The organism is Streptomyces sp. NRRL S-1813, from assembly GCF_000719605.1.
GTDB lineage: Bacteria > Actinomycetota > Actinomycetes > Streptomycetales > Streptomycetaceae > Streptomyces > Streptomyces decoyicus.
Genome location: NZ_JOHB01000021.1, coordinates 129,171 through 156,152, shown reverse-complemented (window position 1 = coordinate 156,152; position 26,982 = coordinate 129,171). Strand labels below are relative to the sequence as shown.

The 26,982-nt window shown below is 72.0% G+C and carries 16 protein-coding genes; 3 read left to right on the top strand and 13 right to left on the bottom strand.

Going from position 1 to position 26,982, the window contains the following annotated elements; genetic code table 11:
- Positions 1-222 precede the first annotated feature (222 nt).
- The 4 genes from IF67_RS0125985 to IF67_RS0125970 form a co-directional block, all read right to left on the bottom strand.
- Complete coding sequence (locus tag IF67_RS0125985; protein WP_030989584.1) at positions 223-6,561, bottom strand: type I polyketide synthase; 6,339 nt, start codon at positions 6,559-6,561, stop codon at positions 223-225.
- A 35-nt stretch (positions 6,562-6,596) separates the two neighbouring features.
- Positions 6,597-7,880 (bottom strand): beta-ketoacyl synthase N-terminal-like domain-containing protein, encoded by a 1,284-nt coding sequence (locus IF67_RS0125980; protein WP_234341336.1) that lies wholly within the window; start codon positions 7,878-7,880, stop codon positions 6,597-6,599.
- A gap of 130 nt (positions 7,881-8,010) precedes the next feature.
- On the bottom strand, positions 8,011-8,202 hold the full coding sequence (locus IF67_RS0125975) for a DUF5988 family protein (RefSeq protein ID WP_030082257.1): 192 nt from the start codon (positions 8,200-8,202) through the stop codon (positions 8,011-8,013).
- Between the two features lie 186 nt (positions 8,203-8,388).
- Positions 8,389-8,709 (bottom strand): hypothetical protein, encoded by a 321-nt coding sequence (locus IF67_RS0125970; protein WP_030989580.1) that lies wholly within the window; start codon positions 8,707-8,709, stop codon positions 8,389-8,391.
- A 994-nt stretch (positions 8,710-9,703) separates the two neighbouring features.
- On the opposite strand from IF67_RS0125970, the gene IF67_RS0125965 reads away from it, so the two are divergent.
- The gene (locus tag IF67_RS0125965) at positions 9,704-10,753 is read left to right on the top strand and encodes a tyrosine-type recombinase/integrase (RefSeq protein WP_030989578.1); all 1,050 of its coding nucleotides are present in this window, start codon (positions 9,704-9,706) and stop codon (positions 10,751-10,753) included.
- 92 nt (positions 10,754-10,845) lie between these two features.
- Here IF67_RS0125965 and IF67_RS0125960 read toward each other — a convergent pair whose 3' ends face one another.
- Both IF67_RS0125960 and IF67_RS0125955 read right to left on the bottom strand, forming a co-directional pair.
- Positions 10,846-11,622 (bottom strand): IPT/TIG domain-containing protein, encoded by a 777-nt coding sequence (locus tag IF67_RS0125960; RefSeq protein ID WP_234341335.1) that lies wholly within the window; start codon positions 11,620-11,622, stop codon positions 10,846-10,848.
- 416 nt (positions 11,623-12,038) lie between these two features.
- On the bottom strand, positions 12,039-13,394 hold the full coding sequence (locus tag IF67_RS0125955) for an FAD-dependent monooxygenase (RefSeq protein ID WP_078889632.1): 1,356 nt from the start codon (positions 13,392-13,394) through the stop codon (positions 12,039-12,041).
- A 95-nt stretch (positions 13,395-13,489) separates the two neighbouring features.
- On the opposite strand from IF67_RS0125955, the gene IF67_RS0125950 reads away from it, so the two are divergent.
- Positions 13,490-14,275 (top strand): TetR/AcrR family transcriptional regulator, encoded by a 786-nt coding sequence (locus tag IF67_RS0125950; RefSeq protein WP_234341333.1) that lies wholly within the window; start codon positions 13,490-13,492, stop codon positions 14,273-14,275.
- Here the strand turns inward: IF67_RS0125950 and IF67_RS0125945 are convergent.
- The 3 genes from IF67_RS0125945 to IF67_RS0125935 all read right to left on the bottom strand — a co-directional run bounded on the left by IF67_RS0125945 (position 14,272) and on the right by IF67_RS0125935 (position 18,890).
- Positions 14,272-15,351, bottom strand: coding sequence for an alpha/beta fold hydrolase (locus tag IF67_RS0125945; RefSeq protein WP_030989570.1), 1,080 nt, complete (start codon positions 15,349-15,351; stop codon positions 14,272-14,274). The genes IF67_RS0125950 and IF67_RS0125945 overlap by 4 nt on opposite strands.
- Before the next feature lie 172 nt (positions 15,352-15,523).
- Positions 15,524-16,603: a rod shape-determining protein gene (locus IF67_RS0125940; RefSeq protein ID WP_030989569.1), complete on the bottom strand. Its 1,080-nt coding sequence runs from the start codon at positions 16,601-16,603 to the stop codon at positions 15,524-15,526.
- A gap of 184 nt (positions 16,604-16,787) precedes the next feature.
- Positions 16,788-18,890 carry an FUSC family protein gene (locus IF67_RS0125935; protein ID WP_030989568.1) on the bottom strand — a complete coding sequence of 701 codons (2,103 nt, stop codon included), beginning with the start codon at positions 18,888-18,890 and terminating at the stop codon, positions 16,788-16,790.
- A 268-nt stretch (positions 18,891-19,158) separates the two neighbouring features.
- Between IF67_RS0125935 and IF67_RS0125930 the strand changes: the two genes are divergently transcribed.
- On the top strand, positions 19,159-20,178 hold the full coding sequence (locus tag IF67_RS0125930; RefSeq protein ID WP_030989567.1) for an alpha/beta hydrolase: 1,020 nt from the start codon (positions 19,159-19,161) through the stop codon (positions 20,176-20,178).
- A gap of 262 nt (positions 20,179-20,440) precedes the next feature.
- Here IF67_RS0125930 and IF67_RS0125925 read toward each other — a convergent pair whose 3' ends face one another.
- The 4 genes from IF67_RS0125925 to IF67_RS0125910 all read right to left on the bottom strand — a co-directional run bounded on the left by IF67_RS0125925 (position 20,441) and on the right by IF67_RS0125910 (position 26,982).
- Complete coding sequence (locus IF67_RS0125925; RefSeq protein ID WP_030989566.1) at positions 20,441-21,301, bottom strand: ABC transporter permease; 861 nt, start codon at positions 21,299-21,301, stop codon at positions 20,441-20,443.
- Complete coding sequence (locus IF67_RS0125920) at positions 21,298-23,997, bottom strand: alpha/beta fold hydrolase (protein WP_030989565.1); 2,700 nt, start codon at positions 23,995-23,997, stop codon at positions 21,298-21,300. Before IF67_RS0125920 ends, IF67_RS0125925 begins: the two co-directional genes overlap by 4 nt.
- A 157-nt stretch (positions 23,998-24,154) precedes the next feature.
- Positions 24,155-25,285, bottom strand: a complete 1,131-nt coding sequence (locus IF67_RS0125915; protein ID WP_234341331.1) for a hypothetical protein — start codon at positions 25,283-25,285, stop codon at positions 24,155-24,157.
- Between the two features lie 203 nt (positions 25,286-25,488).
- Entirely contained in the window at positions 25,489-26,982 is a 1,494-nt protein-coding gene (locus IF67_RS0125910; protein WP_030989563.1) for a CoA-acylating methylmalonate-semialdehyde dehydrogenase, read from the bottom strand.

Below are 26,982 nucleotides of genomic sequence, written 5' to 3'. Positions count from 1 at the left end.
AAGTGGTTCGGAATTGCGGAATCCGTTTCTATGGCGTCGTGGGAGTGGGATGTTATGCGGGGGAGGCGGAGGGTGCGGGTGGGGGGTATGAGTGATGCATTTTCACAGGTTTTCTCCGGTTTTCTTGTGGGGGTCCGTTGCGGAAGAGGTGGGGGCGGACAGGGCGACGCCCGGCGGGCCGGGGAGCCCGCCGGGCGTGTGCGATCCCCGGGACCTGACAGGTCAGCTCGCCGTCAGCTCCAGGCCCAGATGCTGGGCGATACCGGCGGCGAGAGCGGCGAGGGTCGGGTGTTCCCAGACGAAGTTTCTCGGCAGGGAGATGGCGAAGGAGCGGTCGATGCGGACGCGCAGCTCCATGGCCAGCAGGGAGTCGAAGCCCAGCGATTTCAACGGCGTCTGCGGGTCGAGGGAGCTCTCCCCCAGCCGCAGGACGTCACGGGCGTGCCCCGCCAGATGCTCTTCCAGTGCGGCCCTTCTGGCCAGGCCGGGCGGCAGCGCGGTGAGCCGGGCACGGATGTCCTCGGTGTCCTCGCGCGGCGGGGCCGTCGCCTCCGGCGGGGCGTCCCTGGTCACCTGGCTGAAGAACGGGAGGTGACGGCCCGCCGGCGGCACCCAGGTGTCCGGCGGGCCGGGAAGCACCCCGGTCTGCACCCGCCGGTGGGCCAGCAGCGTCCGCAGCGCCGCCAGGCCGTGGTCCGTGGGAATGGTGCGGTATCCGCGGCGGCTGAAGTCGGTGGCGACCCCGATCTCGCCCCACGGCCCCCAGTTGACCGCCACGGTGGGCAGCCCCTGTCCGGAGCGCCAGGCCGCGAACCCGTCGAGCCAGGAGTTCGCCGCCGCATAGGCGCCCTGGCCGGGGTTGCCCAGCAGCGAGGCCATCGAGGAGAACGCCGCGAACCAGTCCAGCGTGTGCCCCTCCGTGGCGTGGTGGAGATGCCAGGCACCGACGACCTTGGGCATCCAGACCCGTTCCAGCTGGTCGTCGTTGACGTTGGTGATCACGGCGTCGTCCAGCACCATCGCGCAGTGCACCACCCCGCGCAGCGGGAATCCCTCGGTCACCGCCGTGGACACCAGCCGCTGGGCGACATCCGGATCGGCGATGTCGCCCAGGACCACCGACACCTTGGCGGTCCGGCCGATCACCGTGGCGAGCGTGCGGGCGACCTCGGGGGTCGGGGCACTACGGCCGTTGAGCACCACGTGGCCGGCGCCGTGTGCCGCGAGCCAGGTCGCCGTGGCCAGGCCCAGGCCGCGCAGTCCGCCGGTGACGATATAGGCACCGCCCTCCTCCACGGGCATGTCCCTTTCGGGCAGTACCGCGGGGGCGTCGCCCTCCTCGGGCACGGTCAGCACCAGCTTGCCGATGTGGTCGGCGGCCGCCATGGTGCGGAAGGCCGTGGTGGCCTGCGGCAGCGGATACTCCGTGCAGTGCAGGGGCTTGAGCCGGCCCTCCTCGAAGGCGCCGAGTACGTCCTTCCACACCGAGTCGAAGGTGTCGGGGCGGTTCTGGTGCAGCTCGATGAGGTCGACGGTGCTCAGGGTGACGTTGTGCCGCAGCGGCAGCATGCCCAGGGGGGCGTCCGCCATGATGTCGCGCACCCCCAGCTCCACGAACCGGCCGAAGGGGCGCAGCGTCTCCAGGCCCGTGCGGATGGCCGCTCCGGACAGGGAGTTGAGGACGACGTCGACGCCCTCGCCGTCCGTCGCCTCGCGGGTGCGTGCGCCGAATTCCAGGGTGCGGGAATCCATCACATGGCGGATGCCCATGCCCCGCAGGAAGCGGCGTTTGTCCTCGCTGCCGGCCGTGGCCAGCACCTCGGCGCCCAGCAGCCGGGCCACCGCGATCGCCGCCAGACCGGTGCCGCCGGTGGCCGAGTGGATCAGCACGCGTTCCCCGGCGGCGAGCCGGGCGACCGAGCGCAGCGCGTACCAGGCGGTCAGGAAGGCGATCGGCAGGCCGGCCGCGGCCACCGGTTCGATGCCGAAGGGGATGGGAGCGACCGCGCCGGCCGGGAGCGTGAGGAAGGAGCCGAAGGCGCCGCCCCGCAGATCGACGGCGATCACTTCGTCCCCGACCTGGAGACGCTCCACCCCGGTGCCGACCGCGCTCACCACACCGGAGCATTCGAATCCGATGCGGTAGCGGACGTCCGTGTCACCGGGGAGCAGGCCCATGGCCGTGAGCACATCGCGGAAATTCAGGCCGGTGGCGGTGACCCGCACCTCGACCTCGCCGGGCGCCGGTGTGCGTCGGCCGGTGACGGCGTACTCCAGGCTCGACAGATCGCCCAGCCGCCCCGCGCGCAGCCGGAAGCCGTCGACCCCGTAGCGCACGGTGCACGGGGTGGCGGCCAGGTCCTGCCCGTTCGGCGCGGCATGTTCCAGGCGGGCGACGTGCCGGCTGCCCGCACGCAGGGCGACCTCGTCGTCGTCCGTGTCCGCGAGCAGTTCCAGGGCCACTTCCTCGGGATCGGCGTCGAGCGGGTCGGCGTCCACCAGCACCGGCCGCATTTCGGGGTGTTCGAGCGCGCCGACCCGCAGCAGTCCGCGCACCGCGCTCTGGCCGAGGTCGACCTCGTCGTCCGGCAGCACGCTGCGGGCGCCGCGGGTGACGACGTACAGGCGGGGCGACGCGGTGGCCTCGGTGATCGCCTGTAGGGCGCCGAGCAGCCGGCGGGTGCGCCACAAGGACTGCACGGTCGGCTCCCCGCCCTCGGCGCGGCCGCACACCAGCACCACCCCGCGCGGGGTTTCGAGGGTGGCGGCCAGCCGTCCGGTCAGAGCGTCGCGGAACGCGCCGAGCGAGGTGTCGTCGAGCGGCCGGTCCCAGACCACCGTGCGGGCGCAGCGGGCCCGCAGTGCGGCGGCCAACGCCTGGGCCGAGCCGTCCGCTTCGCCCACGATGACCCAGCTGCCCGGTGCGTGGCCCCCGTCCGGGGTCGCACGGGGTGCGGACTGCCAGCCGATGTCGAGGAGCCAGTCGTCGACCTTCGGGGTCTCGCGCACGGCCCGCCGTGCGAAGCGCAGACCGTTGACGACGAGGACCACGCCGCCGCTGTCGTCCAGGAGGCGCACATTGGCCACGATGGCCTGCGGGGTGATCTCGCTGACGTGCGCGTGGCAGTACACGCCGCTCGCGGGATCGCCGGCGATGCGCACCGCCTGCATGCTCACCGGCAGCACCAGCGCCGGGTCGTCCTCGTCGATCAGGGGCGCCACGGCGAGCTGGGCGCAGACGTCGAGGAGGACGGGGTGGACCGGCAGGCCGGTCGGCGGGGTGCAGGCCTGGGGCGGCACCCCGACCTTGGCCCAGAAGCTGTCGTTGTGGCGGCCGGTGTGCAGTTCGAGGACACCGGTGAACGCCGGGCCGTGCTCCAGGCCGCGCCGGCGCAGGCTGTCGTAGAGCGCGGCCGGCTCCAGGGACACCGGGTGGCGCAGGCTCATGGCGTCGACGGATCTCGGCCGCAGTTCGGGCCGCACGCTCAGCCGGTGCAGCACCGCGTCGGCCTGCACCTCCCACTCGCCGTCCTCGTTGCGGGCGAGGATCTCGCACCGTGCCCGGTCCGGTGCCGTCATCGTGACGGTGGTGGACACCTCGGTCTCCGGGCCCAGCCGCAGCAGTTGGCGGAAATGGACGTCGGTGATCTCCACCTCGTCCGGTGCCGCGCCGAAGACCTCGCAGGCGGCGGAGAGCGCCAGGCCGCAGTGCGCCGCGCCGGGGAAGACCGCGTTGCCGTGCACCCGGTGGTCCCCGAGCCAGGGCAGCGCCCCGGTGCCGGTGTCGGCGCGCCAGCAGTGCCGTTCGGGTTCGCCGGGGAATTCGGTGTGGTGGCCGGGCAGCGGGGCCCCGGGCGCGTCGGGAGCGTCCTTGGGCGGGGCGGCGTCGGCCCAGTGGTGGCGGCGGTCGAAGGTGACGGTGGGGGCGTCCACGAGGCTGCCCTCGCCGTAGAGCTGCCGCCAGTTCACCGGCACCGCGGCGCAGTGCAGCGCGGCGAGCTGGGTGCGGAAGGTGGCCTGCTCGTCCTCCTCGCGGCGCAGGGTCGGCAGTACGACGGGTTCCGCGACGAGACCGGCCAGGCTCCGCTCGATGGAGTGGGTGACCACGGGGTGCGGCGAGACCTCGGTATAGACCACATGCCGGTCGGCCGCGGCGGCCGCGACCGCCTCGGCGAAGCGCACCGGGCGGCGCAGGTTGTCGCACCAGTAGTCGGCGTCGAAGGCCGGCGTCTCACCGGCTTCGACGACCGTCGAGTAGAACGGCACCTTGGGCGACCGGGGGTCGAGACCGGCCAGGGCCGACCGCAGGGCCGGCAGCACCGGGTCCACCAGCGGGCAGTGCGAGGCGACGTCCACGGCGATCGGGAACACCGGGATCTTCCGGGCCTCCCAGGCGGCGGCCAGCCGGCTCACCTCCGTGGTCCGGCCGGCCACGACGGTGGAGTCGGGCGCGGAGAGGACGGCGACCGACACGGTGTCGGCCGCGCTGTCCGCGAGTTCCGCCCGCACCGTGGCGGCGTCCAGGCCGACGCTCAGCATGCTGCCGGAGCCGGCGATATCGCTCAGCAGTCCGGAGCGCCGGCAGATCACCCGGACCCCGTCGGCCAGGGTCAGCGCGCCGGCCACCACCGCCGCCGCGACCTCGCCCATGGAGTGGCCGATCACCGCGGCGGGTTCGACGCCGTAGGAGCGCCAGGTGGCGGCGAGGGCGATCTGGAGAGCGAACAGGACCGGCTGCACCGTGCCGCAGCCGTGGACGGGACGGCCGTGCCGCACCACGTCGAGCACCGAGACCTCGCTCTGCGCCCTGATGAGTTCGTCGACCTCGGTCAGCGCGTCGAGAAACGCCGGTTCGGTCTTCAGCAGCCCGCGCCCCATGCCGGGCCACTGGGAGCCCTGGCCGGAGAACACCCACACCGGCTGCCGCTCCACGGCGGCGCCCACCGCGCCGGTCACGACCGCCGGGTGCCGCTGTCCGGCCGCGAAGGACCGCAGGGAGCCGATGAGTTCGCGGCGGGTGGAGGTGACCACGCCCAGCCGTCCGTGGCCCGCGCAACGGCGGAGGGCCAGGGTGTGCGCGAGGTCGCGCAGCGGCACGTTCGCGCCGTCGCCCTCCATCCAGTCCGCGAGCCGGGTGGCCGCGTCCGGCAGGACGTCGGGCGAGCCGGCCGGCACGAGGAAGACCTCGGACGCCCCCTGGGCCGGACGCCCCGAGCCCTGGTGCCGGGCGGCCGGGCGTTCCGGGGCCTGTTCCAGCACGACGTGGGCGTTGGTCCCCGAGAAGCCGAAGGAGGACACGGCGGCCAGCCGGGTGGGCGTCCGCAGGGGCCAGGCGGACAGCTCGGTGGGGACGAAGAAGCGGGTGCCCGCCGCGGAGATGGCCGGGTTCCAGCGGCGGAAATGCAGGTTCGCCGGGATGGTGCCGCGTTGCAGGCACAGCACGCTCTTGATCAGTCCGGTGACTCCGGCGGCCGGTTCCAGATGCCCCATGTTGGTCTTCACCGACGTCAGGGCGCACCGGCCGGGACCGTTGCCGTAGACCTCGGCGAGGCTGGCGAACTCGATCGGGTCCCCCACCGGGGTGCCCGTGCCGTGGGTCTCCACCATGCCCACGTCCCGCGGATCGACGCCGGACTGCGCCAGGGCCTCCAGGTACAGGGCGGTCTGGGCGGTCACCGACGGTGCCGCCAGCCCTTCGGACGAACCGTCCTGGTTGGTGGCCGACCCGCGCAGCACCGCCAGGACCCGGTCACCGTCCCGTACGGCGTCGCGGAGACGTTTGAGCACCACGACGCCACAGCCTTCGCCCCGGACGAACCCGTCGGCGTCGGCGTCGAAGGTCCGGCAGCGGCCGGCGGCCGACAGCATGCCCATCCTGGCGAAGGACCGGGTGACGCGCGGCTGGAAGCTCAGGGTGACGCCGCCGGCGAGCGCGAGGTCGCACTCGCCGGCGCTCAGCGCCTGACGTGCCATGTGCACGGCCACCAGCGAGGAGGAACAGGCGGTGTCCAGCGCCACACACGGTCCCTGGAGGCCGAGCAGATAGGAGATCCGGCCGGCGGCCACGCAGTGGCCGTTGGTCAGGATCGACCCCTCCAGTTCCTGTGGCTGCCCGGCCAGGCGGTCCATGTAGTCGCTGTAGCTGATCCCGGCAAAGACGGCCGTCGAGGAGCCGTTCATCCGGTCCGGTGGCAGACCGGCGTGTTCCAGGGCCTCCCAGGTGACTTCCAGCAGCAGGCGGTGCTGAGGGTCCAGGACGTCGGCCTCACGGCCCGAGACGCCGAAGAAGGCGGCGTCAAAACCCGTCACCTCGCGCAGGAAGCCGCCCTGACGGGGGGTCGGTGCTCTGCTCCCCGGTCCCGGGGAGTCCTCCGGGACGAGGCGCCGGCGCTCCGCGGGCAGTTCGCCCACCGCGTCCCGCTCCTCGACCAGCAGGTGCCACAGGGCCGCGGGCGAATCGGTGTCGCCGGGAAGGCGGCATCCCATGCCGATCACGGCGATCTGCTCTGTCTGTCGGGTGGGTGATGTCTCGGCCGTCGAGCCGTGCATGTCGTTGCTCATCGGGGCTCCGTACGTGGGAGGTGGTCTGCCCGTGGTCACACGGCTTCCGGACTGCCGAGGAGAATGGCGTTCTTCACACCGCCGACCTGGTAGTTGAAGCTCAGCGCGTAGTCGAAGTCGAGCGGCCGGGGCCGCACACCGGGGACCGGGTCGAAGGGCAGCCCGTCGGCCGGCTGCTCGCAGTTGGCGGTGGGGCAGACCTGCCCTCGCTCCATCATCATCAGCGTCATGGCGACGCCCAGGCAGCCGGCCGGGGCGCCGTTATGGCCAAAGCAGCCTTCCTGGGACGTCATCAGCAGGTCGTTGTCGGCCCCGTACAGCTCCTTGATGGCGTTCGCCTCGAAGGCGGTGACGACGACATTGCCGTCGCTGCCGCCGTGGACGTACGGCACATCGCTGATCCGCCACCGGTCGCCGAGGCAGCGGCGGACGGCGGTGACGAGTTCCGCGCCGGTGTCGTCGCAGGCGAGGGGGTTGGCCAGCCCGTCACGGGTCATGGCGGTGGACAGCACCTGGCCGTAGACGTGGGCACCACGCCGGGCGGCGTGCTCCCGGCTCTCCATGATCACCGTCGCCGCGCCCTCGCCGTGGTTGATGCAGTCGGCCCGGCGGTCGTAGGGCCGCATGAGGGAGGTGAAGGACGGCAGCAGCTCCGGCATGTCGGTCGTGCGGAGGGCGTCGTAGGTCTGCTGCGCCCCGCTCAGCAGCCGTTGGATGTTCTGGATGAGCTGGACGTTGAAGACGTCGACCCCGGTCACGACCGCGACATCGACCTCGCCGTGGGCGATCATCCGCTGGGCGTTGCCGATCTGCACGGCGGACGAGGCACAGCCGCACGAGACGGTGTAGCAGGGGCCGTTGGACTGGGTCAGCGCCGCCTGCACAAGCGCGACATCGGAGGGTGTCACGGCTTGTTCGGCCGCGACGAACAACTCCATGGCCTCCGGTGCGGAGGTCTTTCCGGGGTCGGCGCCCAGCACCGAAAGATAACTTTCGACATTGGAGTCCACACCCCCGCGTCCGACCAGAATCGCTGCTTCGCGCAGCGCACCGCCACAGAAAGTCAGCCCGGCATCGGTGGTGGCCTCCGCCATCGACACCAGGCCGAAACGGTGTGCCGCGGTGTAATGCCGGGAGAAGAACGGCGGGACGTCCGGGAGGCGTTCGTCGAACATCTCCTGGGTGAGCCCGACCGAGCCGTAGTAGACCTCGTCACGCTTGAGGCAGGATTGGCCGTTGGAGACGACGTCCCACATGTCGTCGGCCGTGAAGACCGGCTCGGTGCGACCGGGCAGACAGAATCCGACACCGGTCACCACAACATTCCGGCCGTCACTTCCGTTCTCATCTTTACCAGCTTCTCGGTTCACGACAGGACTCCGTTTCTCACCAGGTTCAACATGATCGTTCTCCTCTGCACATCGCTTTCTTCTTCGGGACGCACAGCACCTATTCGGCGATTCTTGTGCGGTAACACCAGCGGTACACGGGCACCGGCTCACCGCCCAACTCCGCGTATTCGCCGTAGAATTCGAAACGCTCGTACCCGTTGCCCCGCAGGAGCCTTATCGGATCTCCCGCGTTGTCGCGCGCATGCTGCGGCAGGGCAGTACCTTCCGGCCCGTCGACGAGGATCACCATTCTTCTTTTCGGCATGCCGTCCTCCGGTGTTCTGTCGCAGTGGGTTGTGGGGGGCAGGCTTCAGATGTGCGGTCGGGGGAACCCGGGGCACGTCATGGCGGAGGCGATTACCGGGGCCGGCCCGGCCGACTGCGGGGAGCGGGCCCGCTCGGCCCGGGGGGTTTACGGAACGGTGGCCGGCCGGCCTCAGACGACCGGCCGGCCACCGTGACCGGCGACCTGGCCGGCGAACGGACCGGAGGCGCCGGCGGCGGCAGCCGGAACGCTGCCGTCGCCGGCGGCAAGGCCGTCGCCGCGGGTCCGGCACATCCCGGCCGCGGCAGTGAAGTGGGGGGTCATCGCCGGGCCGGGGAAGACGGTGGCGGCAGGCGGCTCGGCCGGGGAGACCGTCATGGTGCGGTCCGAAAGCCCTGCGGAGGCCGTGCTTCCGTCGTCGTACGGTGCCTGGCGGAGGGAGTTGCGGAACGGTGCCGGCGTCCGCGTGCCGTTGCCGGCTGCGTGTGCCATGGCGGCCGTGGTGGCGGGGGTCGTTACCTCGCCGGGAGCCGGGGTCGTGAGGGTCGTGTCACCGCCGGACCGGGCAGGTGCCGGTGCTGTCACGGTGAGGCCCGGGGTCAAGGCGCGTAGACCGTTGACCCAGCGAATGATGGAAATGGTTCGCATGAAGCCCCCTGACCGAATGTGGGGGCCGATCGGCCGGTGCCGACGAATCGGCACCGGCTGACGGATCCAAAACCCTCTACCGGGGACGCCCATACGGCATCTCGGTCTGACCGCAACCAGGCGCTGAGCCGGGCCAACGGGTAGGCCAGGTGCCGCTCCCCGGAGAGGATGGGCGGCCCACCGGTTGGATGGGACTAGTTATCCATGCGGCTCGCCGGGCTACAACAGTCAACCGATAAGGCCACCCGTTCGGAGCAGCGCGAAAAGAACAAACTCGTACCAACTTGCGCAATGGCCTGAGGAGATGCCTTTATTCGACACATGACTGATGAAGCGTTTGATTGCTCACCGCTGCCGCTCGGTCGCGCAGGAGAACCGTGTGCAGCAGCAAGCTCGCCGCTTGTCATTCTTGTGCGTGGAACACAGCGACAACCGACGTGCTGTCAATAGGCGGCGGCATCGGGCCGGTCACGCCCGGACACCGGAAGTCACTGCGGCATCGGCAACCCTCACGCCGCATGCACAACTGCCTGCCGCCATAACTCAGTTGGCGATACGTTGACCATTCTCCCGTACCGGTGCCGGAGTCACGGGAGGCTCCGGGACGGCCCGACCTCGCCTCAGAGACCGGCCCTTTTATTGACCTTGGCCGGCTGTTGTTCCCCTCCGCAGCGGACAGCACGCCAAAGCGCTCTTCGCCGGGGCTCGCAGTTCACCACACCATCCACAGACATGAAGTCATCACGATTCCTCGACGCCACTTTCACGCTCAAGAGCGAATCACGCCATCAGTAGCGGCCGACCGAATAACTCCTCAGCAGACAAGGGTGATTCGATAATGAACCATAACGCCGGGGGACGGTTTCCGCAGGAGACCGACACCCACACGATGACACTCGCCGACTACGGGGAACGGAGGTGGCCGGCAGCGATGCACGGCCTGGAACCCCTGACCATGTCCCCCTACCTGGCCGGGTGGCGTCTGCGCGTCGTTCCCAGCATCGGACAGGTCCCCGTCCGGAAGGTCACGCGCCGCGTCGTCAACCGTGCGCTGCACTGCTGGATCGCCGACGAATGCGGGCTGTCGACGGTGAAGAACAGCCTTGCCGTCCTCGTCCGGGTCCTGGAACAGGCCGTGCGCGACGGCGTGCTGGACGCCAACCCGGCCCGGGTGGCCGGCTGGCAGCAGGAGTACCAGCGGGCGCAGAGCGAGCGCACCAGCCCGAGGGCGCTGGCCCTGCCGGACGCGGAGGCGCTGGAGCGGCTGGCGGCCACGCTCGTCCAGCGGTCGTCGGACGGCTATGAGGGGTGGGGCGACATCGTCCGGTTCGCCGCCTGGACCGGTACCCGCTTCAGCGAAGTGTCCGCCCTCCAGGCCCAGGACATCGATATGAGCACCTGGACCTGGCAGGTCCAGCGCTTCACCGTGTCCGAGCCGGAGGGCCTGGACGACCGCGCCTGTAGAGGCAGACACCAGCGGGTCGTGCCGCTGCGCCCCGCCGTGCGGGAACTGGCGGCCGGACGGCTGGAGGCGGCGCGTCACACCCCCGTGGCGCGGCTGTTCACCGGCCCGCACCGGAGCCGGTTCACCGCGGCGGTGCTGCGGGACACGACCCGCTGGGACGACGTGGTGGCCGAACTCGGTCACGAGTACCTCCGGCGCCAGGATCTGCGCCACACCGGCCTGACCTGGATGGCGGACGCGGGGCTTCCGTTGCCCTTGCTGTGCGGCGCCGCCGGGCGTCCTCCGCAGGACGCCCGGCGGTACCTGCCCCCTGACGGACCTCTGCGGTCCACAGCGAGCCATGGGGAGCCACCGGCGAGTTCGGCCCCCGCCCGTCTGACGGGCGGGGGCCGAGACGCTTTCCGGCGCCCCCCTGCGGAGTGACAGCACCCAGTTCCCGGACGGGGTCCGGACGGGTCACGTACGGCCGCCGGCCCTCAGCCGGAACCCGGGCTGTCATCCGGTGGGGCGGGCCGTCACAGGTAGGTGAACGACCCGGCGTTGGCGCTACCGCCCAGCGTCTGCACGGTCACCTGCACGGTCGACCCGCTCGTTCCCGGCGGAACGACCCCGGTCAGGGAAGTTCCGATGCCGTTGACCACCACGCCCGTGGCGGGTGCGGCCCCGAAGAGCACGCTCGCCCCGAAGAGGTTGGTCCCGACGATGGTGAACGTGGCTCCCGCTGCCGCCGTGGCCGGCGTCACCGTTCCCGTGACCGTCGGTGCCGGCGGGAGGTAGGTGTATCCACCGGGGACGGTCGTGGTGCCGCCCGGAGTCGTCACGGTGACCGGGACGTTGCCGCCCGCGGGGAGCCCTGCGGGGGTGACGCCGAACAGGACGGTGCCCGTGGGGTCCGTGCCCAACACGGTCGCCGGGCTGCCCCCGAAGGTGACGGTGGCGTTCTGAAGGTTCGCACCGACGATGATGAACGAGGTGCCCCCCGCGACCGGCCCCGAAGAGGGGGTGATGACCGCGGCGGTCGGCGCGCCCGCGGCAACGTAGACGTACGTCGCCGGGTTGCTGGTACCGCTACTGGTGGTGACGGTGACCTGCACGGCGCCGGCGGCATGCGCCGGAGCCAGCACCGTGACGGTCAGCCCCAGCGGGTCCTGCCCGACGACGGTCGCCGTGGTGCCTCCGAAGAGGACACTGGTGGCGCCGGCCAGCCCGAGCCCGAAGAGCTGCACGGTGTTGCCGCCCGTGGTCGGCCCCGAGCCCGGCAGCGCGCCGAGCAGGATGGGTCCGAAAGGCAAGGGGAGGGAAGGCAGAGCCGGTTGAAGTGTGGGTGTGGACATGGAGGTCCTCCTGCTGTGTGAGCTCGTTGCTCGGCCCGCTCGTGACAGACGTGGCTCACGAACCGGGGCCCGAGCACTGGCAGCAACCGGCCGTACGGGAGGACGGCACAGACGGCGCACAGTGGCCGGCTCACACCGTGGCGGTGCAAGGGGCCGTCGTGCTGCCGGCCGTCCTTCAGGCCCCACAGCGAAGAGGGCTGGAGGGCGGGCCGACTGCTGAAACCCGAGGGGGATGGGCGGCCCACCGACCAGGCACCACCAGTAACCCAGAAGAGGGGGCACCGGACAATCGCGTTGACGCCGGAACACCCATACGGCGCAGCGCGAAGACCGGCAATTTCACCACCCCTCCGGCACCGGCCCCGCTCCTGCCGTCACCCTGTCCGTATCGGACTCCCCCCGTCGGCCGGGGCGGTGGCCGCGGCGGCGGCCAGTGACGGGTAGTCCTCCAGCGTGATGGCCGCGGAGATGTCGTGGCCCTGTTGCAGCATGGCGGCGACGGCGGCCGGGGTGTTCAGAGCGGCGTTGCGGGCGTCCATGGCCTCCTGGGTGATCGGTGCCAGGAACTCCCCGGCCCCGCGGCCGCCTTCCTGGCACCGGGTCACATACGGGCGGAGTGTGTGTTCATAGCGGGCGAAAGCCGTCCGGTGGTCGCCTTCGGCGAGGGCCAGCTCGCCGGCGAGCACATAGGCGCCGATGATGGCCGCGCCGGTGCCCATACCGCCGACCGTGGCGCCGTAGGCGGCGTCACCGAGGAGCGCGATGCGGCCCGTGGACCAATTCGGCACATCGACGCGGCTGATGGAGTCGAAGTAGAGGTCGTCGACGGCCCCGAGCGTGTCGATCAGTTCCGGTGTCCGCCAGCCGGCGCCTGCATAGGCCCGGGCTATCGCCTGCTTCTGGGACCGGGGGTCGCGCCGTTCGTGGATCAGTTCTTCCTCGGAGGCGAAGACGCAGAAGGATTCGCCTGTGTAGCCCGGCTCTTCGGCGCGGCGGTGGGTGCGGCCGACGGTGGCCAGGCGCCCGGGCTCGCCGTAGCCGACCGGGCGGGCACCGAGGTCCCCGGCACCTTCGGGCAGGTCCCAGGCGGCGACGTAGTAGCCGAGGTGGCGGACGAAATCCGTCTCGGGGCCGAAGGCGAGCCGGCGCACGGTGGAGTGCAGGCCGTCGGCGCCGATCACGAGGTCGAAGGTGCGCGACGCGCCCCGTTCGAAGGTGATATGAACGCCGTCGGTGGTCTGTGTGAGGGAGGAGACGGAGTCGCCGAAGAGGTACTCGGGTGGGTTGCCGAGGGTGTGAGAGGGGTCGAGCGGACTCAGGCTGTGCCGGCAGAGGATGCGGGACAGCTCGGAGCGGAGGATTTCGACCTCGCCGCCCGCGAATTCCGCGGGCAGCGGGGCGATGGGGCAGCCTTGGCCGTCGATGAAGGTCAAAGGGGTGCCCTCGCCGGTGCTGTGACGGGTGATCTCGTCCAGGACGCCCATGCGTTTCAGGACCGTCAGCTGCGCCGCCCCGCGGAAGTCGACCGCGAAGCCGCCGCCGCGCAGGGCGGGAGCCACCTCGATCACCGTGGACCGGAAGCCGTAGCGGCCGAGCCAGTAGGCCAGGGCCGGGCCGGCCACGCTGGCGCCGGAGATCAGAACGGTCCGTTGCGATGGTGCCGTTCGCCGCCCCCGCGCCCGGCCGGGCCCGGCCGCACCCTCGCGCCCCGTTGTCGTTTCGTACGCCATCGCACGCTCCCCCGTCGATCCGTCGTACTGACAAAAGAAACTGTATCCGATGGACACTGTTCCGTGTACCCCGGACACAGTTTTAGGATGCGGAGGTGGCTGGAGATGACGGGAAACGCAGCGTGTTCGGGGATCAGGCCGGCAGTGCCGAGTTGCTGTGGGGCGGGCGCGAGCGGCCCAGCCGCGGCCCCAAGCCTGCGCTGAGCCTGGAGCGGATCACGCGTACGGCCATCGCCCTCGCCGACACCGGCGGGCTCGGGGCGGTCTCCATGCAACGGGTCGCGGGCGAACTGGACTTCACCAAGATGTCCTTGTACCGCTATGTACCGGGGAAGAGCGAGCTGGTCGCGCTGATGATCGACATGGCGATGGGGGAACCGCCGGGCGCCCCCTCGCCCGGCTCCCCCACCCAGGGCGACAGCGGGCGGTGGCGGGTGGCGCTGCGGGCCTGGGCCGAGGCGCTTGCGGCGGTCTACCACCGGCACCCCTGGCTGCTGGGCGCGGCCGTCGGGCCCCGCGTGATGGGCCCCAACGAACTCGGCTGGACCGAGCGCGCCCTCGCCGCGCTCGCGGACACCGGGCTGACCGGCGGAGAACGGCTCGACGCCGTGGTCGTGGTGAACGGCCATATCCGGTCCATCGCCCAGGTGTCGGCCTCGATGGGACTGGGCAGCACGCGGGCCAAGGAGCCCGAACAGGTCATGAGCGCGGCGCTGAACGAACTGCTGGCCGGCCGCGCCGACCGCTTTCCGGCGGTCGCCGCGGCCGTCGCCGCCACCGAGGCCGACCACACCTCCCGGAACCAGGCATGGGAGTTCGGCCTGGAGCGGATCCTGGACGGCCTGGCGGCCTATATGGCCGGGGACCGGGGCATCGGCTAGCGCGTCGAGTCCACGGACCGCGCAGGCAAGGACCGCAGCCAGTCGACGAGGAGTTGGTTGACCTGCTCGGGGCGTTCCTGTTGGACCCAGTGGCCGCAGCCTTCGAGGAGGTGGGAGGAGGACAGGCCGGGGAGGGTGTGGGGGAACGCCTTGATGGCGTCGGCCATCCAGTGGGTGGTGGCGTCGTGTTCGCCGCCGATGAAGAGGGACGGCTGGGTGAGCCGGGCACCGTCCCAGGCGGCGAGGTCTTCCCAGTCCCGGTCGACGTTGCGGTAGCGGTTCAGTGCGCCGGTCAGGCCGGTGCGCTCGAACTCGCCCGCGTAGAAGTCGAGATCGGCGTCGGTGAGCCAGGGCAGGGGCCGGGGGAGGCCGGCCGGGAAGCGGTCGGAGAGTTTTCCGCCCCGGGGCACCGAGAACTGCCCGATGTGGTCCCGGTCGGCTCGGGCCTCGGCATCGCCCGAGGCCATGGCGTAGAAGCCCGCAAGCCAGCCCCGGACATCCGGTTCGATCTCCGACTCCGCCCGGCCCGGCTCCTGGAAGTAGCTGACGTAGAACTCCCCGGCGCCGCCGAGCCCCGCGAAGGCGTCGCTGGGCCGGAGCCCGCCGCGGGGCGCGTACGGCACGCTCAGCAGCGCCACGGCCGTGAAGAGGCCGGGCCGCAGCAGCGCCGAGTGGGCGGCGATGGGCGATCCCCAGTCGTGGCCGACGATGATCGCGCTCTCCTCGCCGAGGGCGCGTACCACCGCGACGTTGTCGGCGACATGGGCCAGCATCCGGTAGGCCGCCACGTCACGGGGTTTCGAGGAACGCCCGTAGCCCCGTACGTCGATGGCGACCGCCCGGTAGCCCGCGGCGGCGAGCGCGGGGAGCTGGTGGCGCCAGGAGTACCACGACTCGGGGAAGCCGTGGACCATCAGGACGAGGGGGCCGCTGCCCTGCTCCACGAGGTGGATACGGCCACCGGGGACCTCCACCGAGCGAGGCACCGCCTCCGGCAGCGGACCGGAGGGTGGGTGCGGTGCCGGGCCGGGCGGCGAAGTGGGCGGCGTGGACGGCGTCTTGGCGGGCTGCGGCATGCATCCTCCTGGGGAGTCCGGCGTGCGGGCGGCAGCGGAAGGGCGCGGGCCGGCAGTCGGCCGCCCGCAGTCCCCCTGACCGCTCCCCCACGATCATGGCGGCGTCGTCACCGCACGCGCGAGGATTCTTGCCGGGACGGCAAACCCAGCCGGGGCACCCGGGCCCCGCCCCCTACAGCCGTACCGTCCGCCGCGGTTGCTCCTTCGCGCCCGTCAGCAGGCCGTGCAGGGTGGCGAATTCGTCGACGCACTTGGCGGTGCCGTTGACGACGCAGTCCAGGGGATCGTCGGCGACCATGACGGGGACGCCCATCTCCTGGCGCAACCGCCGGTCCAGTCCGCGGAGCAGGGCGCCGCCGCCGGTGAGGGCGATACCGTGCTCGACGATGTCGCCGGAGAGCTCCGGGGGGCAGTCGTCGAGGGTGCGGTGGACGGCGCGGACGATCGCCTCGACGGGTTCGGCCAGTGCCTCGCGGATCTCCTCCTCGGTGATCTCCTGGATGCGGGGCAGGCCGTTGACGTGGTCGCGGCCGCGGACCGTGTAGGTGGACGGGCGCTCCGGCGCGCCGTCCTCGTCGACGTCGACCGGGGTCCAGACCGCCGAGCCGATCGCGATCTTGATGTCCTCGGCGGTGCGTTCCCCGATGTCCAGGGCGTGCTTCTTCTTGATGTAGGCGCTGACGGCGGCGTCGAGGGCGTCACCGGCGACCCGTACGGACTGGGCGGTGACCAGGCCGCCCATGGAGACGACGGCGACCTCGGTGGTGCCGCCGCCGATGTCCACCACCATGCAGCCGACCGGCTCGTCCACGGGCAGGCCCGCGCCGATCGCGGCGGCCATCGGCTCCTCGATGAGGTGCACTTCGCGGGCGCCGGCGCCCCGGGCGGAATCGATGACCGCGCGTCGTTCGACGCCCGTGATGCCGGAGGGGACGCAGATGACCACCCGCGGCCGGGAGAAACGGCGGCTGGGCAGGGCCTTCTTCATCAGGGCGCGGAGCATCTGCTCGGCGGCGTCGAAGTCGGCGATGACGCCCTCCCGCAGGGGACGCATCGCGGTGATCCCGGACGGCGTACGGCCGATGGTCCGCTTGGCCTCCGCGCCCACGGCGATCACCTCGCCCGCGGCGTTGACCGCGACCACGGACGGCTCGTTCAGCACCACGCCCTTGCCGCGGGCGTAGACCAGGGTGTTGGCCGTGCCGAGGTCGATGCCTATGTCGTACGTACCGGACGAAGTGCTGGACGCCATGGGGGGTTCGTGTGCTCTCTCGCGACGGACGGGGATCCTGGGGGCATTGCGCCGCAGACAACCCCATGGGCGAGCAATGGCGTTCATTGCGGGCAATTGATAAGACTACTGAGGGGCCGGAATGGTTCCCCTCACACCGGCCCGTCGGTACTTCACCACTGCTCCTGCCCGTCCCGGGCCCCCCTTACCCGCTGCCGTTGCTCTCCGTCTCCCCTGGTTCGTCCGGCTCCCGGGACAGCGCCTCCGCCAGATCGTCGAGGGCGTCGAGCTGGAGGTCGGCGACGCGCAGGGCGACACCGCGGCTCTCGTCCTCCGCGTCCCACCTCTCCCATACGGCCCGCAGATCACTCCAGTTCACCTGGCCCCGCTCCCGCACGGCGCGGGTCGCCTCCTCCAGGGAGGAGCGCAGTTCGAAGGCGAAGGCGGTGGCACCGGGCGAGGACGCGGCGTCCCGCTCGGGGAGATGGACCTCCAGGATCATCGTGACCCGGCCCATCGTGGCGAGCGCGGCACTGGCAGCCTGCGCCGAGGCGAGGGAGAGACCGCGGTGGCGCACGGGTTCCTTCTCGGCGCGGGCCTCGCTCTCCTCCCAGGCGACGCGGGCGGCACGGGAGTCCAGCAGGGCGTCGCGGACCTGCCGGGGGCGGCGCTCGGCGGGCTGCGCATACAGGTCGAAAACGGCCAGCGCATAGCGCCCGTTGGCCTCCAGCCACTCGGCCAGGCGGTCGCGGAGCTTGGGGGTCTCCCAGGCGGGGAACAGCGCGTACGACAGCATCGCGAGCAGTCCGCCGAGGAGGGTGAGCACGACGCGCTCCTGGACGGTCTGCTCCCAGCCCGCACCGGCGATGCCAAGCAGAAAGACGACATAGGCGGCCACCGTCGCCGAGGTCACGGAGAGGCCGGTGCGCATCAGCAGATACATCAGCCAGACGCAGACCACGGCGAGCCCGGCGCTGACGTAGGTGTCCGGATGCGCCAGCGCCATCAGTGCGCCCGCGACGGCGACGCCGACGAGGGTGCCGGCGAAGCGGGCGATGCCGCGGGAGTAGGTCTGGGCGAAGTCGGGGCGCATCACCATGACCGAGGCGAGCGGCGCCCAGTAGCCGTGACCGAACGGGAGCACGGTGCCCAGCAGATAGCCGGCGCCGGCGACCGCGGCGACCCGCAGGGCGTGCCGGAGGATGTGCGAGGACCAGCGCGTCTCGCGGTGCAGGGAGCGCAGCGCGCCCGGCACCAGCCGGGGGACGCTGGGGCGCAGCAGATGGCCGCGTTCGGCCTCGGTGGTGGGGCGGGTGGCGCGCACCGGCTCGTCGGTGAGCTCAACGGCGTCGGCGAGCAGCGAGATCAGGCGGTACGCGGAGCGGCGGGCGGCGCCGTGGAGCATCGGGCCGGTGGCGGGGACTTCGAGGGTGGCCATCGCCTCGGGGGGCAGCCGGACCGGTTCGGCGTGCCGTACCGCGTGGGCGACGGCGTCCAGGACGGTGGCCGCGGCGCCCAGCAGATCGCGGGCCCGTTCGCGTTCGGGCCCTTCCAGCGGGGGGCCGACGACCGGGTCGGCGAGGGAGGCGAGGACCGGCCGGACGCGTTCGGCGAGTCCCCGGGGGCCGTGCAGCTGTACGGGGCGGCGCCTGGCCTGACGCGCGGTCACCGCTGAGGCGAGCCGGGCGTCCATCAGGGGGGACGGGTCGAACGGGGCGACCGGGTCGTGCCGCAGCCGGCGGGCGTAGTCCGCCTCGTCGGCCAGTGCGTCGGCGAGCGCATCGCGCTGGACGCCCCAGGGGCGGACCGGGAAGACCACGATCAGGGTGGCCTGGACGAGACCGCCGAAGAAGATCAGGGCGGCGTGTTCCAGGGCGCCGAGGACGGACGTCGGCAGGGTGACGGTGACCAGCATGATGGCCACGGTCTGGGTGCCGATCAGCCCGGCGACCGGGCCGATCGCCCAGGCCATGCCGGCCAGGAAGGTCCAGCCGGCCAGGAGCAGCAGGAAGGCCAGGAGATGGGCGGCGGCCAGATAGCCGAGGAAGGTGGAGACCGCCAGCGCACCGGCGACCACGAGGGCGAGCACCGGGCGGGGCCGCATACTGCGCTGGAAGGTGACGATCCCGGAGGAGAACGCGCCGAAGGCGGCGGACACCGCGAGGGTCGGGTCGCCGCGCCACAGGCACAGGCCGATGACGAGGGCGACGCCCGCCGCGCCGCGGATGGCGATCAGCGGGGTGAGCTTGGTCCGCTCGACGGCCAGCCCCGAGCGAGCGGCCTCCTTGAGCGCACGCGACCAGGTCATAGCGAGAGGATACGGTCCGAAGACGGGCATTTAGGCCTGGCCGGAACGGGTGTGGCCTCCGCGCGTCCCACCGCCCCGCCACCGGGAAAATCCTGGTAATCCACCCTTCCGGCGTGCGTAAAACGTCCCAGGTCACAAAGGGGATGACCGGATTCCGGGCAGCGGTGCGAGGAAGCCGACACTCCGGAAGGGAAACCAGGGCCCGCGCCGGGCCCCTCTTGCTGGTCAGCCGGGACGACTCCCGGGTGTCCGCCAAGGAGAAGACCCCGTGCGCAAAGCCCTGTTCCCTCCGGTGATCGCGCTGATCGCCCTGACCGTTCTCGTCGCCACGGCCGGCTGCGGCACCGGCGCCACCCAGGCCTCCCCTCTGCGGTTCGGCGGTCCCCGGACGGACGCCGCGCTGCACGCCACGCCCCCGGGGAAGCGGTCGCTGGTGCAGTGGCCCACGCGTCCGATCAGCTTCGAGGAGGAGAGCCGGGTCGGCGGGGCCGGCCGGAACACCCCGATAGGCGTGACCACCCTGCACGGCCCGAAGTCGGGCTTCACCGGGAAGGTGTGGGTGTGGGCGCCGCCGGAGTACTACGAGAAGCGGAACGCGAACAAGGGCTTCCCGGTGATGGAGGCGCTGCCCGGCTCGTACGGCTTCCCCTCCAACTACTGGACCGGCTCCGACCTCAAACTGGAGGAGAGCCTCGCCCAGTGGTCCAAGAACGGCAGCAGCCTGCCCTTCATCGTCGTCATGCCCGTACTGAACCCGGATGACAAGCAGTACTACGACGGCAGCGACATACCGGGACAGCCGAAGATGGGTACCTGGCTCAGCCAGGACGTGCCCGATCTCGTACGGCAGAACTTCCGCACCCTCAGGACCCGTGACGCCTGGGCCGTCATGGGCTCCTCCTCGGGCGGGTTCGCGGCCCTGAAGAACGTGCTCCAGCACCCGGACACCTTCAAGGTGGCGATCCCCAACGGGCCGGACATCGTGCCCGACTCACCGCTGTGGAACGGCCACGCCGAGGAGGAGCGGGAGAACAACCCGGAGGTGCTGGCCCGCCGTCTGATAGCGCGCGGCGGACCGCCGGTCTTCCTCGCCTTCCAGGACGGCTCCCAGGAACACACCGTGCTGCCGAAGGTGCGGAAGTTCATCGACCGCTACGGCCACGGCCCGGTGCACACCCGGCTTCAGATAGTGCCGGGCGGCACGCACAGCGCGGCGACGTACGTCCGGGGCCTGGGCGAGGGCACGATGCGCTGGGTCAGTGCGCGGATGCAGGGGCCGACCGCCTGACAGCGGGCGGCCGGCCCCGGCGTCACCGCGCGCCTCACTGCCCGCAGTCGACGTCCTGAAGCACGATCGGGCGGGATTCCAGGCCCACATAGGCGGTGAAGGAGCTGCGCTGCCCGCCGTCCGAGAGGGGGCGCGGCCGCGGCGGCCGGGCCGGAGGCGGCGAGGGTGAGGGTCAGGCCGTCGCCCCGGTCAGTCCGCCGCACCCGGCCGGGCCGCCGTCACGGCACCGAGCCCGCCGTCACGACACCGACCAGACCCGCCGTCACGACACCACGTCCTTGCGCGCGAACCCCCGGAACGCCAGCGCGCCCAGCACCAGCGCATACGCCACCGACACCGCAGCGCCCTGGATCATCCCGGCCCACTCCATCGTGGGCTGGAGCGCGTCCGCCCAGGAGTACTGCCAGTGGGCGGGCAGCACCTTGCGCCAGCTGCCGAGGGCGGTGACCTGGTCGAGGACATTGCCGACGATGGTCAGCCCGACGGCGCCGCCGACCGCGCCCAGCGGCGCGTCGGTCACCGTGGACAGCCAGAACGCCAGGGCCGCGGTGACCAGCTGGCTGACGAAGACATAGCCGACCACGACCGCCAGCCGCCCCACCGCCTCACCCGCGGGCAGCGCGCCCCCGGTGGGCAGTTGCAGCGGGCCCCAGCCGTACGCGGCGGTGCCCACCCCCAGCGCGACCAGCGGCAGCAGCACCATCGCGGCGGCACTGAACAGCAGCCCGACGGTGAGCTTGCTCAGCAGCAGCCGGGCCCGGGGGACCGGCGCGGCGAGCAGATAGCGCAGGGAGGACCAGCTCGCCTCGGACGCGACCGTGTCACCGCAGAACAGGGCCACCGGCACCACCAGCAAGAAGCCCGCGGAGACGAACAGGGCGGTGGCGGCGAAGTTGGCGCCGGAGGCGGTGGCGCTGTCCATCAGGGTGATCCGGCCGTTGCCGCGCCCGTTCGGATCGCCGCCGATCGCGAACGCCAGCGCCAGCACGAACGGCAGCAGCGCCAGGACGGCGGTGACCACCAGCGTGCGGCGGCGGCGCAGCTGGCGCCGCGCCTCGACGCGCAGCGGGAGGGTGCGGCGCGGGCGGTAACCCGGCGCCCGCGCCGTGGCGTTCGCGGTCATCGGTCACCTCCGATCAGGGTGAGGAAAGCGTCCTCCAGGCGTCGGTGCGGGCCGATGCGGTCCACCGCGATCTCCAGTCGGAGGAGTTCGGTGAGCAGCTCGGTGGTGGTGGCGCCCCCCAGCCGTACGAGGAGGCCGCCCTCGGCGCGTAGGGCCGAGACGACCCCGGGCAGCGCGTCCACCTTCTCCACCGCGGCGTCGCTCACCGTGCCCGCGACCCCGACCAGCAGGGTGTCGCCGGAGCCGGTGATCTCGGCGACCGGACCCGCCTGGATGAGCTGCCCGTGGTCCATGACGACCAGATGCGTACAGCTCTGTTCCACCTCGGACAGCAGATGGCTGGAGACGATGACGGTGCGTCCGTCGGCGGCGTAGCGGATCATCACCTCGCGCATCGCACGGATCTGCGGCGGGTCGAGCCCGTTGGTCGGCTCGTCGAGGATCAGCAGATCCGGCAGGCCGAGCATGGCCTGGGCGATCGCGAGCCGCTGCCGCATGCCCTGGGAGTACGTGCGCACGGCGCGTTGCAGGGCGTCGCCGAGACCGGCGATCTCCAGGGCCTCGTCGAGATGCGCGTCGGCGGCGGGCCGCCCGGTGGCCTGCCAGTACAGCTCGAGGTTGGCGCGGCCCGACAGATGCGGCAGGAAGCCGGCGCCCTCGACGAACGCCCCGACCCTCGACAGCACCTCGGCGCCCGGCCGGACGGCCTGCCCGAAGATCCTGATCTCGCCCTCGTCGGGCCGGATCAGGCCCATCAGCATCCGCAGGGTGGTGGTCTTGCCGGCGCCGTTGGGCCCCAGCAGGCCCAGCACCTGCCCCTTCTCGACGTGGAAGGTGAGGTCCCGTACGGCATACCTGTCGGTGGACCGGGCGTAGCGCTTGCTCAGGCCGCTGATCTGGAGCGGGACCTCGGCCAGCGCCGGGTCGGGGGCGGGCGCCGCGCTCCTGCGGCGGGCGGTGAGCAGCAGCAGCGCGGCGACTGCCGCAGCCCCGGCGGGCAGCTGCCAGGTCCAGGCCGGCAGCGGTGCGGCCGCGCTGCGCACCTGGGGCGCCGTGGGCACGCTGAGGGTGCCGCCCTTCAGGGAGACGCTGTAGGTGGCGGGTTCGGCCGGTGAGGCGTAGCCGAGGTCGGTGGCGGAGAGCACCAGCCGCAGCCGGTGGCCGGCCGCCAGGTCATGGTCGACGGCGGGCAGCCGCAGCCGTACGGTCCTGCCGTCGTGGGCGTCCTTGACGCGGTAGGGCGTGACGAGCTGGGACGGCAGCACCTGGCGGCGGCCGTCCGGGGCGACGTCGTAGACCTTGGCGAAGAACACCGCGTCCCGGGAGCTGGACCGCAGGTGCACGGTGGCGGTGGGGCTGCCGGTGAGATGGACGGGGGTGCGCAGCGGCGCCGAGGCGAAGGCGGCGTACTGGCCGGGGAAGTCCAGGGACAGGCCCCCGGCGCCGGCCGAGGCGAGGTTGCCGAGCGCGCCCACACCGGGCACCGCGGAGATGGCGGGCGGTCCGGCGCCGGCCGGGTTGCTGAAGGTCTGGGGGCGGCCCGCGAGCCGGATCCGCCGGGGATCGTTCTCCAGGCCGGTGTAGCGGTCCGCGCTCGCGCCGCGCAGGCGCACCGCGCCGTCGGTGGAGTCCACTCCCCCGGTGCGGCTGATGCGGAACGCGGGCCCGGTGCCGGCGTGCTTGTCGCCCTTCAGATAGCGGTCGAACCAGTCCTTCGTACGGGCCTCCAGACGGGCGAGCTCCCGGTCCCCGCCGTCGTGCCCGCCGGCGATCCAGTCGACATCGACCGGCGCGCCGTTCCTGCGGATCGTCCGCTGCATGGCGTCGGCCTGGTCGAGCGGGAACAGCGAATCGGTCTGGCCCTGCATGATCAGGGTCGGCACCTTGATGCGGTCGCCGACGGCGGACGGGCTGCGGGACTCCAGCAGCCGGCGGGCCGCGTCGTCCGGTCTGCCGTTGACGGCGACCCGCTCGTACGTCCGGCACAGCTCCGGCTCGAAGCGCACACAGCCGCCGGGCGCCGTGGGCGCGACGCCCGGCGCGCCGGCGGACGTGCCCGCAGGACCGGTGGTGAAGAAGATCCCCGCCCACAGCTTCTTGAAGACGCCGTGGGGGAAGAGGGCGTCGGCGAGGTTCCAGTAGGTGATCTGCGGGGCGATGGCGTCGACACGCCGGTCGTAGCCGGCCGCCAGCAGCGAGATCGCGCCGCCGTAGGAGCCGCCGGCGACGCCCACCCGGGGGTCGCCGGCCTTGTCGAGCTGCACCTCGGGGCGCTTGGCCAGCCAGTCGATCAGGCGGCGGACGTCGGCGACCTCGCCGTGCGGGTCGTTCAGCCCGATCTTCCCGGTGGACTTGCCGAAGCCGCGCGCCGACCAGGTCAGTACGGCGTATCCGTCCCGGGCCAGCTTCTCGGCCTGGGGGCGGAGGGTGGCCTTGGTGGCGCCGAAGCCGTGGGCGAGCAGCACCGCGGGCCGCCGCCCGCGGGAGCCCCCGGCAGTGAAGAAGGAGGTGTCGATCCGTACCTCCTTCTTGCTGCCCGGCCGGTCGGGCATCGTCATCACCCGGTCCGCGCGGTGCACGGCAGGGGCGGCGTCCGAGGAAGCGGCCGTCCAGGTGCCGCCTCCTATGAGGACGGCCAGCGCACCCACGGTGGCGTACAAGCGCCGTCCGCGCGGTCTGACACCTCGGAGATCCATACCGTGAATCCTAGGTACGGACCGGAGCGGGCTGCCGGTACCCCGGGCGGAGCCCGGTGGCCTCCCCGGGGAGTAGGGTTCGCCGCCGCCGTACCCCGCGGCTGCGGTACGGGCCCGGCGGGACCGCGGCCCACGGCACCGGGGCACTGCCCGCCCGTCAGTACTGCGGCGGCCCGAACCCGCCCTGCGGGGGCTGCGGGGCGCCGGGCGGCATCGGCGGGGCACCGGCCGGCGGCATCGGCGGGCCGCTGACCGGGGGCACCGGGCCGGCGGGCGGCTGCCAGGCCGGCGGGCCCTGCGGACCGGGCGGGACGAAGCCGGGGGCGGCGAACTGGGGAGCCGGGGACGGCGGATACCAGGCGGGGGCGGCCGGCTCACCGCGGCCCATCAGGACGAGCAGCGCCGACGAGCCGAACAGGTCGAGCAGCAGCCCGATGTCGGAGAGGACGGTCAGGCCCGGCGTGGAGCGGGCCTCGAAGAGGGTGCCGTCGCTCGCCAGCGCGATCACGGTCACCAGGGCGCCGGGCAGCGTCACGATCGCCAGCCCGAAGGCCAGGCCGCGGGCCGCGGCACCGCGCATCAGGCTGCTCAGTGCGGCCACCGCGCTCAGCGCGAGGAAGACCAGGGAGGACCAGCCGGGAGCCAGGCTCAGCAGCGTGCTGAGGACGCCCTTGCCGAGGTAGAACATTTCGAGGGAGCCGGTGCCGCCCTGCACCAGCCAGTAGACCTGCCACGCCAGGCACACCAGCGCCATCGCGCCGAGCAGCAGACCGGCCACCGTGCCGGCCGTCCGGGCCGGGCGCATCGGCGGGTCACTGGGCGTACGGCGCGGCCAGGAACGCATACCGGCGAGCAGCACGATGGCGGCGGTGAAGGACAGCAGCAACAGGAAGGCGCTGCCGATGAAAACGCCGTCGAAGGTCGTGGTGTCGTTCTCCGCGTGCAGGAACCAGCGGTTGTCGCTGGTGTGGATGCCGGTGCCGATGAAGGCCTGAAGGGCGGTGGCGAAGGTGAGGGTGGTGGCGACGGCCAGCAGTCCGCCGGCCACCCGCTGACCGGCGAAGGCCGCGAACACCGCCGCCACCTGCACGGCGGCGAGGCCGAGATGGAAGGCGGTGGTGACCTGGTTCGTGCCGGCGCGTTGGCTGGTCCAGGCATCCCAGAGGCCGACGATGCCGAACTCGCTGAGGTCCACGGCCAGCCAGTAGGCCGTGAACAGGAAGAACAGCAGGCAAAACGCCCCGCCGGTGATGCGGACGCCCTTGACGAGCGCCATGGGTTGCGGCATGGGTTGCGGCATGTGGTCCCCCGGTTTTTGTGTCGGTGCTCCGCGAGGGAGCACCGTAGCAACGCGCCGGGCCACGGTCTCCCCCCGGACCTGCGGGTTCTTGTGCCCCCTGCACAGCTGCCGCCCCGACCTGTCACCCCTTGCGCCGACATGCCGGACCCCCTGACGGCGGGAGGCCGGCAGGGGGTCCGTCAGAGGGTCCGTCAGTGGTTGCTGGGGAAGCCCAGGTTGATGCCGCCGTCGGACGGGTCGGGCCAGCGGGTGGTGACGACCTTGCCGCGGGTGTAGAAGTGCACGCCGTCGTTGCCGTAGATGTGGTGGTCGCCGAAGAGCGAGTCCTTCCAGCCACCGAAGGAGTGGTAGCCGACCGGCACCGGGATCGGCACGTTCACACCGACCATGCCGGCCTCGACCTCCATCTGGAAGCGGCGGGCCGCGCCGCCGTCCCGGGTGAAGATCGCGGTGCCGTTGCCCCACGGCGAGTTGTTCATCAGCGCGATGGCCTCGTCGTAGGTCTCGACGCGGACCACGGACAGCACCGGGCCGAAGATCTCGTCGCGGTAGGCGTCCATCTCCGGCGTGACGTTGTCCAGGAGGGAGACGCCCATCCAGTGGCCGTCCTCGTAGCCCTCGACGGTGTAGCCGGTGCCGTCGATGACGACATCGGCGCCCTGGGCCGCGGCACCGGAGACATACGAGGCGACCTTGTCACGGTGGACCTTGGTGATCAGCGGGCCCATCTCGGAGGCCGGGTCGTCGCCGGGGCCGATCCGCAGCTGGTCGGCGCGCTCCTTGATCTTGCCGATCAGCGGGTCGGCGGTCTCGCCGACGGCCACGACGACGGAGATCGCCATGCAGCGCTCGCCGGCCGAGCCGTAGGCGGCATTGATCGCGGAGTCCGCGGCCAGGTCGAGGTCGGCGTCCGGCAGGACCAGCATGTGGTTCTTGGCGCCGCCCAGCGCCTGGACGCGCTTGCCGTTGGCGGTGCCCGTGGTGTGGATGTAGCGGGCGATGGGCGTGGAGCCGACGAAGGAGACCGCGGCGATGTCCGGGTGCTCCAGGATGGCGTCGACGGCCACCTTGTCACCGTTGACGACGTTCAGCACACCGTCGGGCAGCCCCGCCTCGGCGGCCAGCTCGGCCAGCTTGAAGGCGGCGCTGGGCACCTTCTCGCTCGGCTTGAGGACGAAGGTGTTACCGCAGGCGATGGCGAGCGGGAACATCCACATCGGCACCATCGCCGGGAAGTTGAACGGCGTGATGCCGGCGACCACCCCGAGGGACTGGCGGATCGAGGAGACATCGACGCGGGTGGAGACCTGGGTGGACAGCTCGCCCTTGAGCTTCTCGGGGATGCCGCAGGCCAGCTCGACGATCTCCAGACCGCGGGCCACCTCACCGAGCGCGTCGGAGTGCACCTTGCCGTGCTCGGCGGTGATCAGCTGCGCGATCTCCTCGCGGTGCGCGTCGAGCAGCTCGCGGTACTTGAACAGCACCGAGGTGCGCTTGGCCAGGGAGCTGGTGCCCCAGGTCCGGAAAGCTTCCTTGGCCGCGCGGACGGCCGCGTCGACCTCGTCGACCGAGGCGAAGGCGACCTGCTTCTCCTGGGCGCCGGTGGCCGGGTTGTAGACCGGGCCGAAGTTGCCGGAGACGCCCTCGACGGGCTTCCCGCCGATCCAGTGGCTGAGGGTCTTCAT

Bases quoted from the DNA above. Each gene is read 5' to 3' on its own strand.
- IF67_RS0125945 (WP_030989570.1), bottom strand. From the start codon at position 15,351: ATGCCGCAGCCCGCCAAGACGCCGTCCACGCCGCCCACTTCGCCGCCC.
- IF67_RS0125925 (WP_030989566.1), bottom strand. From the start codon at position 21,301: ATGACCGCGAACGCCACGGCGCGGGCGCCGGGTTACCGCCCGCGCCGC.
- IF67_RS0125955 (WP_078889632.1), bottom strand. From the start codon at position 13,394: ATGGCGTACGAAACGACAACGGGGCGCGAGGGTGCGGCCGGGCCCGGC.
- IF67_RS0125920 (WP_030989565.1), bottom strand. From the start codon at position 23,997: ATGGATCTCCGAGGTGTCAGACCGCGCGGACGGCGCTTGTACGCCACC.
- IF67_RS0125970 (WP_030989580.1), bottom strand. From the start codon at position 8,709: ATGGCACACGCAGCCGGCAACGGCACGCGGACGCCGGCACCGTTCCGC.
- IF67_RS0125985 (WP_030989584.1), bottom strand. From the start codon at position 6,561: ATGAGCAACGACATGCACGGCTCGACGGCCGAGACATCACCCACCCGA.
- IF67_RS0125965 (WP_030989578.1), top strand. From the start codon at position 9,704: ATGAACCATAACGCCGGGGGACGGTTTCCGCAGGAGACCGACACCCAC.
- IF67_RS0125975 (WP_030082257.1), bottom strand. From the start codon at position 8,202: ATGGTGATCCTCGTCGACGGGCCGGAAGGTACTGCCCTGCCGCAGCAT.
- IF67_RS0125910 (WP_030989563.1), bottom strand. From the start codon at position 26,982: ATGAAGACCCTCAGCCACTGGATCGGCGGGAAGCCCGTCGAGGGCGTC.
- IF67_RS0125935 (WP_030989568.1), bottom strand. From the start codon at position 18,890: ATGACCTGGTCGCGTGCGCTCAAGGAGGCCGCTCGCTCGGGGCTGGCC.
- IF67_RS0125940 (WP_030989569.1), bottom strand. From the start codon at position 16,603: ATGGCGTCCAGCACTTCGTCCGGTACGTACGACATAGGCATCGACCTC.
- IF67_RS0125915 (WP_234341331.1), bottom strand. From the start codon at position 25,285: ATGCCGCAACCCATGGCGCTCGTCAAGGGCGTCCGCATCACCGGCGGG.